Origin of the sequence: uncultured Campylobacter sp. (assembly GCF_938030815.1) — a bacterium.
Taxonomy (GTDB): domain Bacteria; phylum Campylobacterota; class Campylobacteria; order Campylobacterales; family Campylobacteraceae; genus Campylobacter_B.
The window spans coordinates 1-9,049 of sequence record NZ_CALHII010000180.1 but is presented as its reverse complement, the minus strand read 5'-3'; the positions used below and the strand labels follow the sequence as shown (position 1 = coordinate 9,049).

At 45.1% G+C, this 9,049-nt stretch carries 7 protein-coding genes and 1 pseudogene; 2 read left to right on the top strand and 6 right to left on the bottom strand.

Features of this window, described 5'->3' with window-relative positions; genetic code table 11:
* Positions 1-303 (bottom strand): annotated as a pseudogene (locus Q0277_RS06915) (single-stranded-DNA-specific exonuclease RecJ); the annotation flags it as partial.
* A complete protein-coding gene (locus Q0277_RS06910; protein ID WP_297996777.1) occupies positions 293-1,924 on the bottom strand; it encodes a CTP synthase in 1,632 nt (543 codons plus the stop codon). The pseudogene Q0277_RS06915 and the gene Q0277_RS06910, both read right to left, overlap by 11 nt.
* Before the next feature lie 138 nt (positions 1,925-2,062).
* Between Q0277_RS06910 and Q0277_RS06905 the strand changes: the two genes are divergently transcribed.
* Positions 2,063-3,511, top strand: coding sequence for a DUF945 family protein (locus Q0277_RS06905; RefSeq protein WP_297996776.1), 1,449 nt, complete (start codon positions 2,063-2,065; stop codon positions 3,509-3,511).
* 382 nt (positions 3,512-3,893) lie between these two features.
* The gene (locus Q0277_RS06900) at positions 3,894-6,266 is read left to right on the top strand and encodes a ribonucleoside-diphosphate reductase subunit alpha (protein WP_297996774.1); all 2,373 of its coding nucleotides are present in this window, start codon (positions 3,894-3,896) and stop codon (positions 6,264-6,266) included.
* Positions 6,267-6,494: 228 nt separating this feature from the next.
* Here Q0277_RS06900 and Q0277_RS06895 read toward each other — a convergent pair whose 3' ends face one another.
* The 4 genes from Q0277_RS06895 to Q0277_RS06880 all read right to left on the bottom strand — a co-directional run bounded on the left by Q0277_RS06895 (position 6,495) and on the right by Q0277_RS06880 (position 8,900).
* A complete protein-coding gene (locus Q0277_RS06895) occupies positions 6,495-7,409 on the bottom strand; it encodes a DUF3137 domain-containing protein (protein WP_297996772.1) in 915 nt (304 codons plus the stop codon).
* A 78-nt stretch (positions 7,410-7,487) separates the two neighbouring features.
* Positions 7,488-7,730, bottom strand: coding sequence for a hypothetical protein (locus Q0277_RS06890; RefSeq protein WP_297996770.1), 243 nt, complete (start codon positions 7,728-7,730; stop codon positions 7,488-7,490).
* Positions 7,731-7,749: 19 nt separating this feature from the next.
* Positions 7,750-8,046, bottom strand: coding sequence for a hypothetical protein (locus Q0277_RS06885; protein ID WP_297996769.1), 297 nt, complete (start codon positions 8,044-8,046; stop codon positions 7,750-7,752).
* Between the two features lie 377 nt (positions 8,047-8,423).
* Positions 8,424-8,900, bottom strand: coding sequence for a hypothetical protein (locus Q0277_RS06880; protein ID WP_297996766.1), 477 nt, complete (start codon positions 8,898-8,900; stop codon positions 8,424-8,426).
* Between the last annotated feature and the right edge of the window lie 149 nt (positions 8,901-9,049).

Below are 9,049 nucleotides of genomic sequence, written 5' to 3'. Positions count from 1 at the left end.
CTCGCCTATGATCTCGCTGTTTAGCCCGTATCCGTCGGTGAAGCGGTTTGGGATCTTGATAACGTAATCCGCGCCTATTTGATTGAAAAAATCGCTCATTATGACGGTGCTTACGATACCGTCGACGTCGTAATCGCCGACTACGGCTATGCGCTGGTTTTCTTCGATGGCAGTTTTTATGCGCAAAGCCGCCTTATAGGTATCCTTCAGCTCGCAGGGTAAGGGAATTTCAGAAATTTTAGTATGCCGATCGTTCGCAAATCTCGATTTTAGAATTTCCCTTATCTCATTTTTACCTAGCATTTTTGATAGATGCTTCTATAAAGCCCAAAATAGCGGGATTTGGGCGCACTAAACGGCTGGTAAATTCCGGGTGAAACTGCACGCCCAGAAAAAACGGATGGTTTTTTAGCTCGACCGCTTCGATAAGCCCGTCGCTCTCGCCGCAGACGATAAGACCGTGCTTTTCAAACTCGGCGCGGTACTTCGGATTGGCCTCGTAGCGATGGCGGTGGCGCTCGCGGATCGTTTTTTGCTCGCCGTAAATTTTACCCAAAAGCGAGCCCTTTTTGACGTCGCAGTCATAGCCGCCCAGCCGCATAGTGCCGCCCATAGGGGATTTATGCGTGCGGATCTGCTTTTTGCCGCTTGCGTCGATAAAGCTGTCGATGAGGTAGATCACCGGATCTTCGGTCTGCGAGTCAAATTCCGAGGAGTTAGCGTTTTTCAGTTTTAATACATTGCGCGCGAACTCCACCATCGCAAGCTGCATCCCCAAGCAGATGCCCAAAAACGGCACCTTGCGCACCCGCGCATAGTTTATGGCTAAAATTTTACCCTCTACCCCGCGCGAGCCGAAGCCGCCTGCGACTAAAATTCCGTTTACATCGTGGAAAATTTCATCCACATTGCTTGCTTCAATTTTTTCGCTATCGATCCACTTCAAATTTATCCGCGTATCCAGCGTCGCGCCCGCGTGGATAATCCCCTCGGTGAGGGATTTGTAGCTTTCTTTCAGATCGATATATTTGCCGACGAAGGCGATCGTAGTTTCGTTCGTAGGCACGATGACGCGCTTAACGAGGCTGTCCCAGTTGCTCATATCGACTTCGAGCTTGTTTAAGCTTAGAGTTTCCGCGATCGGCGTTAAAATATCTTGCTTCAAAAACGCAAGCGGGATCTGATAGATGCTCGCGCTATCGGGGCTTTCAATGACGCAGTTTTTATCCACTCCGCAGCTTAGCGCGATCTTATCTTTAAGCGCGCGATTTAGCGGCATTTCGGAGCGGCAGATTATCATATCGGGGCTGATACCGATGCGGCGCAGCTCGCCTACGCTGTGCTGTGTGGGCTTGGTTTTGAGCTCGCCTGCTACCTTGATGAAAGGCACGAGCGTGAGGTGGATATTCATCGTATTTACTCTACCCAGCTCCACTCTCATCGCGCGGATCGCCTCTAAAAAGGGCAGTCCCTCGATGTCGCCCACGGTGCCGCCGATCTCGACGATCAGCACGTCGTTGCCCTCGCCCGCCTTTTTTATGCGGCGCACGATCTCGCCTACGATGTGAGGGATAACCTGGATCGTTTTGCCCAGATAATCGCCCCTGCGCTCCTTTTCGATGACGGAGCTGTAAACTTTGCCCGTGGTGAAATTGTTGTCTTGGCTTAAATTTTCATCCAAGAACCGCTCATAATGCCCAAGATCCAGATCGGTCTCCGCGCCGTCGTCGGTGACGAAAACCTCTCCGTGCTCCAGCGGGCTCATGGTGCCGGGATCGACGTTGATATAAGGATCCGCTTTTAGTATGCGCACTTTAAGCCCCGCATGCTTTAAAAGCGTCGCGATCGACGCCGCCGCAATGCCCTTACCCAGCGAGCTCAGCACTCCGCCGGTGACGAAAATATATTTCGTTTGTTTTGCCATAAGTTTTCCTAAATTTTGATATTAATGTTGCGATTATAACTTCTTTTAGGTTAAAGCACACTAAGCTAGAATTTGAAAATTTTAGAAATTTACGGCAAAATACGCACCCAAATAAATTTTAAATTTAAAGGAGAGATGATGAAAAAGATCATCGCGGCTTTAGTGCTCATCGTAGCGCTTATAGTGGGCGTTTTTGTGGCGACGAAGGACGCTAAAACGGGAGTAGCTAAAAGTGTAAACGATAGCATAACCAAAACGGTTGACGGTGCGGTCGGCAAGAGTGCCAGCGCGGCGATTGAGCAGCAGATTGCGGAATTTATCGCTAGAAACGAAATTTTCGAGACTAAAAGCGCTAAATTTTATCCTGGAGATAGCAACTCAAGCGGCTTTATCGAGGGCGTAGTAAAAAAAGAGAAACTACAAAAAAGCCTTGCCGAAGGCTTTAGCAAGCTAAAGGAAAAAGCAGGCGCGCAAGATAGCAACGATACGGACGAGCCGGATCCTGCTAAAATTTTCCCGGAGGATTTTGCTTTTCGCTATGACTACACTATCAAGCATAGCGTAAAAAACGCTGCGGATGGATTTGAGAGCGATGGAATTTTAACGATTAAGACGCCATATTACGCAGAGCCTTGCAAGAAGCTGTTTAAGACTGACGCGCCGCTTAGCACGCATCTAAACTACGGACCTACAGAGGTTAAATTTAGCGCAAAGCTAGCCGACATAAATGTGCTCGAAGATGGCGGAATAGGACGTCTTGCAGGCCTTAGTCTAAACGGCACGAGCGATATGAGCGGCAAAACGATAAAAGCCTTGGGCTTTAAAATCGGTGAAATTTTTATAGACGACGGCAAGGATTCGGGTCTTGATGTGAAGGATCTTATCTATGAGGCAAACTTTAAAAACGGCATCCAAGATCTAGACGACAATATAACCAAGCTCTTTTTGAATGACATAGATTTTGCAGGCAGCACAAAAGAGCTCGTCGTAACTGTAGATAAGCAGCGCTTCGTCGTAGTTACGGATATGAGCACGGAAGGTAGCTACCGCGTAAAAGATGGAATTTTAAATTTCAACGAAAGCGATAAAGCCCAAAGCCTAAAAATCGCCGATGTGCTAGTGCGAAACATCCATTTAGGCGTCGATACCAGCTTTAGCGCCGCACTTTTCGAAAAATATCTGTCTGTTATCTCAAATCCGCAAGAAGGCGAAAAATTAGCGGAAAATAAAGAGCTTTTTATGAAGCTGCTAAAAGATGATATGAAAATCAACGTGAATGATTTTTCGTTTGAAAATAGCCTCGGTAAGAAATTTGCTTTTAACGCAAGCGCGCTAGTAGGCGGCTACATCGACGAGACGCAGCTTTTTAAGCGTATGAGCTTGGACGGCAAAGCTACGATAAATACGACCATCACGGACTTCCTATCGCCTTATGACAGCCTGCGCGATTTTGCGCCGATGGCTGAAGTTTACGGCTCGCAGTTTCTTAAGCCAGACGGAGATGGAGTTAAGATGGAGTTTAGCTTCGATAAGGCAAGCAACTCTATGATCTTAAACGGAAAGCCTATCCCGCTACCGCGCAACTAAATTCTTAAGCTTTGCGGGCGGATTTTAAGCCTGCCCGCAAAGATTTTTGTTTTCCTGCTTTTTCGGCGCAAAATTTCGCAAAGCTTTGCGTAAATTTTTACCTGCAGAATTTCGTGCCGCTACCATAAAATTTCGCTCAAATTTTACCGCATCATTGCCGCCCGCTTCGTTAAATTTTAAAATCTATAAGCCAAAATCTCATATTTGCAATGACAGATAGGCTTAAGCAATTTTGGCTATAATGCGCGATTTTGCAGCGCAGCTAGCGTAAATTTAAAAGACGGCGGAGATGAGCGGCATTTATTACGCCGCCTCTTTTGACGACGTATTTTATATTGGGAAACTAACGCTAAATTTGCATTTTTAAATTTCAAGGAATGATATGAAAGTAATCAAACGCAACGGCAGAACCGAGGAACTTGACGTAAGCAAGATCAAAAAATACACGAGCGAGGCAGTGGAGGGGCTAGAAAACGTAAGCCTTAGTGAGCTTGAGGTGGACGCAAAGATCCAGTTTCGCGATATGATCACCACGGAGGAGATTCAGCAAACCCTCATCAAAACCGCGGTCGAGAAGATCGACGTGGATCGCCCGAACTGGACCTTTGTCGCCGCGCGGTTATTTTTATACGATCTATATCATAAAGTAACGGGCTTTAGCGGTTATAACAGCCTACAAGATTACTTCGCTCGCGGCGAAGCGGCGGGTCGTATAATGCTCGGCTTAAAGGAAAAATACGATCTTGAGGATCTAAATTCTTATCTGCAGCCGCAGCGCGATTTGCAGTTTAACTACCTAGGTATCAAGACGCTTTACGATCGCTACCTCATCAAGGATAAAAGCGGCGCGCCGATCGAGCTTCCGCAGCAGATGTTTATGGCGATCGCGATGTTCCTTGCGCAAAACGAGCTTGACTGCCAGAGCTGGGCGAAGAAATTTTACGATCTCATATCTAAATTTGAAGTCATGCTCGCGACCCCTACGCTTTCAAACGCCCGCACGACGCGACATCAGCTAAGCAGCTGCTACGTGGGAAGCACGCCCGATAATATCGAGGGAATTTTCGATAGCTACAAAGAGATGGCGCTTCTGAGCAAATTCGGCGGCGGTATCGGCTGGGACTGGTGCAAGGTGCGCGCGATGGGCGGCAGCATTGACGGGCATAAAAACGCTGCGGGCGGTATCATCCCGTTTTTAAAGATCACGAACGACATCGCCGTCGCCGTCGATCAGCTGGGCACGCGCAAGGGCGCTATTGCCGTGTATATCGAGCCGTGGCATATGGACGTGAGCGACTTCCTCGATCTGCGCAAAAACTCGGGCGAGGAGAGGCGCCGCGCGCATGAAATTTTCCCCGCGCTGTGGATAAACGATCTGTTTATGAAAAGGCTTCAAAGCGGTGGCAAGTGGACGCTATTCGATCCTGCAGAAGTAAGCGATCTGAGCGATCTATACGGCGCGGAATTTGAAGCGCGCTACGAGCAGTACGAGGCCGATGATAAAATTTCAAAATCCACTATCCTGGCAAAGGAGCTTTGGAAGAAAATTTTAACGAGCTATTTTGAGACGGGCATGCCCTTTTTGTGCTTCAAAGATAACGCCAACCGCATCAATCCAAACGCGCATCAAGGTTTAATCAGAAGCTCAAATTTATGCACCGAAATTTTTCAAAATACGGCGCCGAACCACTACAAAATCAAAGTCGTTTTTGCTGACGGCAGCGAGAGGCTGTTTGAGGAAAACGAAGATGTGGCGACCGACGCGGGCATCGTAAAAAAGGCGAAAAAGATCACCGCGCTAGACACGCTGGGCGGCAAAGAAATTTTTATCGTAGAAAAGGGCTGCAGCGAGGGCGCGACGGCGGTTTGCAACCTTGCAAGCGTAAATTTAAGCAAAATCAATAGCCGCGAGGAGATAGCTCGCGTGATGCCGATCGCCGTGCGGATGCTAGATAACGTCATCGATCTAAATTTTTACCCGCACGCCAAGGTCAAACACACCAATCTAAAAACCCGCGCGATAGGGCTCGGCGTAATGGGCGAAGCGCAGATGCTGGCTGAGCGCGGCGTGAAGTGGGGCAGCTACGAGCACTTCGAGCTGATTGATAGGATAATGGAAAACGTGAGCTTTAACGCGATCAAGGCAAGTTCAAATTTAGCCGTAGAAAAGGGCAAATACCCCGATTTTGCGGGCTCGAAGTGGAGCGAAGGAATTTTCCCGATCGATTTAGCGAACGAAAACGCCAAGGCGCTCGTTAAGCGCGGCGGGCTTTTTGAGCAGAGCGGCTGCGACTGGGACGGACTGCGCGAGAAAGTAAAGCGCGACGGCATGCGAAACGGCTACCTGATGGCGATCGCGCCGACATCGAGCATCAGCATACTCGTAGGCACCACGCAGACGATCGAGCCGGTGTATAAGCGCAAATGGTTTGAGCACAATCTAAGCGGCATGATCCCGGTCGTCGTGCCGAATTTAAGCCCGAAAACGTGGCAGGCGTACGTACCTGCATACGAGCTTGATCAGCGCCTGCTAGTAAAGGCGGGCGCCATCCGCCAAAAATGGATCGACCAAGGCCAGAGCCTAAATATTTTCATGAGCCTAGACAAAGCTAGCGGCGGCTATCTGAGCGAAATTTACACGCTCGCGTGGCAGCTGGGGCTAAAATCGACCTACTACCTGCGCTCCGAAAGCCCAGATAGCGAGAAGCTAAACAACGTCGCGGACCGCTCGATCGAATGCGAGGGGTGTCAATAGGATACGGCGGCGCTATGGTTGAATATAAAATTTGAAAAATTTTGAAATTTTTAAGCGCCGCCATAGAATTTTGTAAAAATTTAAGCGTTTAATACTAATGAAAAGGCAAAATTATTCACTAAGTAATTCGCCCCTCTCGAGGTGTGAATTACTTAAATTATGAGCGATTATGATCGGATTTGCAAAAATAAAATTGCCCAATAGCGCTCGCTCAAATTTAGGCGTAGACTACTCTACCTGCCCGAGCTTTTTAAGATAAGCAAAAATTTTAGCGATCTCGATCATTTTATTTAGGCTTTCGAGCAGCTTCGCGCTTTGCGAGCTCGGCGCAGATTTGAAAATTTCGCTATTTTCAACGCCGATTACGAGGCTGTTTTCGCCCAGGTAAAGCTCGGTTTTGCCGAACAAATTTACGGTGATCGTTTGCATATTTTCTAAAATTTTTTTGTTTTGCAAAAATGCAGCGGCGGCAGGATTATTGAGATAAACGTCAAACGATGCGCTTAAATGCGGGCTATCTTTAAGTAGCTTCAGATCCGACGCGCCGAAGATGAACTCTCCGCGCGGCACGACCAAAATTTGGCTATCGAAGGTCTCGCTAAAATCAAATTTTGCAAAAAGCCCGTCAAAGATCGCGGTATCGTCCTTTTTTTTGAGATGCAAAATTTTATCCAGTTCAAATACCCGATCCTCTCTGTTTTTATCGAAGTCGCGGCTCAGACAGATATCGCCTATTTTTATGCCAAATTCGGGCGTCTTGCCCACTATCGCGTGCTTGCAAGTGCATAAATTTGCCTCTTTACGAAGCGGATTTTTGTAAATTTCATCGAGCAAAAACGCGCCGAAGGGCTGAAAGGTAAGGCGCAGCTCCTTTGCGATCCAGAGCAGAAATTCATTTTTAAAAGCCTCTTCGCTGAGTGTTTCAAATTTACGCGAAATGCGCACAGCTAGGTATTTGTAAGCAGGATAAGCAAGAGCTAGCAACACTAATAAAAACAGGAATGAGAAATCTCCAAAATCCTTGCGCATAGCAATAAACAGCGCTAGCACCACCACCGCCACGCCGCCGCGCGCCTTCCAAAGCGCCACATTGCGCGCTCCATCTAGTTTTTGCTTTTTTAATTCGTAAGAAACAAGGCTCATCGCTATCCCCGTGAGTGAAATTTGACGCTCATTATAGCGAAAAATGGGATTAAATCAAGCCATATGATAAGCGTGTCGCTATTTATAAGGTGGGTTTTTTATAAATAGCTCAAAAGCATAGAAATCGCCGTCTTTTTCTCTACATTTTACAATATCGTCGTATTTGAATTCTAAAATTTCATCCAGTTCGGATTCAAATTTCGTCGTATCGGTAATTTTAAAAATATATTGCGCGATTTGAGCAGCCTTTACTGGGCGCCATACATCGATATCTTCGTTTAAAATTTTTATAAAAATTTCTTTATCGGTCGCGCTCGTCATATTAAATCTTTCTGCCTGGTTATCTAAAATTCTTTCTGCCTAGCCACAATTTAAGATATTTTAATACGGGTCTTAAATAATCATTAGTAGCGTTGGCTTTAAAGGTGCTTACGTCCGATTCTATCAAATACCAGCTATATCCGTCATCCTTTAAAATATTCATTTTGCGATGTTTGGCCTCAGCGTTTGCGTCAGATATCTCTATATCCAGTACTTTATTTGCAATATTCATCTGCACCGATAGGTTAGGGCTTAGATCATATATGAAACGATTAAAATCTTTGATGATATGGGTATTGTATACGTCATCGATCATCTCGGCTCTTCTCTTCTTAAAAATTTCCTCTTCTATTGGGTCTCCATCAAAAAGCTTTTCATAATGATCTTCATCGGTTGCGGCCTCTTCGTAAGATATGGTAAACCATCTGTAATATCCCTCGTGCGTCCCAAATGTCCAATTCGTAGGTATCGTTTCATCTATTACTTGAAAATATTCACTATCAAATCGATACCAGGCTCTATCATCTTCAAGTGGCAATATGCAATAATAAACCTGTCCCTCTTCATATTGGATACCATAAACAAAATAGGTTCTGTTTAACCCCAGATACTCATGCCTATCTTCTTTTATACATTTTACAATCATTTAAAATCATCCTTAAATTTGAAATCATCTACGGCTTCTATGATGGGCTACTCGTCTTTATCGCCTATTATACTATTTTTAACAAGTTCTGTAAAAAATTCTTTGTTTTTGGATTTGTTGATTGCCTCTTTTATAGCATTAAAGGATAATTTTAAATTCTTTAAACTATCGTCTATAATGCAAAAGCCATTTTTCTCGCACAATGATATTATGCCCCTTAATACCGCTTCATACTCGGATCTAAAATCGATACGAAACGTAACGGACTCTATTATATTATTAGCATCAAAAAGTACCTCTAAGCGATTGCCGTTTTCGCTTCCATATAGATCTATTTCGTTAGACCAAGATTTTTCGGGCTTTAATAGGTGCGAAATTTCAGAAAATATCTCTTTTTTGATCTTTGCCTTTTTCCAATACTTATCGTCTTCAAAGAGCTTTATATTGCTATATTGCTGGTCGTATTGCAGATCATATGTATCGCTTTTAGGCAGAATAAAAAACTTACATTGCCAAATTGCCATATCTTCCTTCCTCAAATATTTTCATTATAAAATTTTAAAAGTAATGGATAAATCAGATGAATATTTAGAAAGAATAGAAAATTATTTTTCTAAACAAAATACTAAAAAATATATCACATTGTGAAGTGTATAATTAATTCTGGCTATAT